The 1,192-nt window shown below is 48.4% G+C and carries 1 protein-coding gene; it reads left to right on the top strand.

Going from position 1 to position 1,192, the window contains the following annotated elements:
• Positions 1 to 278: 278 nt before the first annotated feature.
• A partial coding sequence (rarD, locus tag R7M72_RS25200) for an EamA family transporter RarD (protein WP_005497386.1) occupies positions 279 to 1,192 on the top strand: 914 nt, incomplete at its 3' end.

Genomic DNA, 1,192 nt, shown 5'->3' with positions numbered 1-1,192 from the left:
TCTTGCTGGCCATCACGAAACGTTTGATAACCGAAAACTTCCTCCAACACACGTTGAGGCGTTACAGGTGAGTCTGATTGTTCGGCTAACAAAGTTGAGGTCATGAAAAATCTCAGATTGGGTGATGTAGAAATGCTTTTGCATGCCACCAGCACACAAAGTGAGGGCACATTGTAATGGGGTTTCATGGTGAATAAAACCGCAAATTGTTAGGTGTTTCACACCACGGCTCGTATACTGATTTTCTGCTCTATAAACACACAATTAGGTGACACTTCATGACACCAGAAGAACAACAGCGCGCGCGGCAAGGTGTCCTGCTTGCGGTTGGCGCGTACACGATGTGGGGCATTGCGCCCATGTACTTTAAATCGATAGCACAAGTGTCTCCTCTCGAGATCCTAAGCCACCGAGTGATTTGGTCTTTCTTTTTGCTTGCCGCACTTCTTCATTTTGGCCGTCACTGGCGCTCGGTTTATCACATCGCCACAGATAAAAAGAAAATCGCGTATTTGCTTTCCAGTTCGGTATTGATTGGTGGCAACTGGCTGATCTTCATTTGGGCGGTTAACTCCAATCACATGCTGGATGCCAGCTTAGGCTATTACATCAACCCGCTGATTAACGTGTTGCTCGGTATGGTGTTCTTGGGCGAGCGACTACGTAAGCTGCAATGGTTTGCTGTGGTATTGGCAGGATGTGGCGTTTTGGTGCAGTTGATCGTCTTTGGTTCGGTGCCAATTGTAGCGATGGCGTTGGCGATGAGCTTCGGTTTTTACGGTTTGCTACGTAAGAAAGTCGCGGTGGATGCTCAAACGGGTTTGTTTGTCGAAACGCTAATCTTATTACCCGCTGCCGCCGTTTATCTTCTGTTTATTGCCAGTTCACCAACGGCAAACATGATTGAAAACCCATGGCAGCTCAATACGTTGTTGATTGCAGCCGGTGTGGTGACGACCTTGCCATTGCTGTGCTTCACTGGTGCCGCGACTCGCCTCAAATTATCAACGCTCGGCTTTTTCCAGTACATCGGCCCTAGCCTGATGTTCTTGCTTGCAGTGTTAATTTACGGCGAGACCTTCACGATGGATAAAGCGATTACGTTCGCCTTTATTTGGGGAGCTCTTGTGGTATTTAGCTTCGATGGGCTGCGCAACAATCGCCGTTCACGCCGAGCCATTCAGTCACAGTG

The organism is Vibrio sp. YT-18 (genome assembly GCF_033337345.1).
In the GTDB taxonomy this organism is placed as follows: domain Bacteria; phylum Pseudomonadota; class Gammaproteobacteria; order Enterobacterales; family Vibrionaceae; genus Vibrio; species Vibrio alginolyticus.
Note: the sequence above shows the minus strand (reverse complement) of the source record. Positions and strands in the feature narration are given on the sequence as shown.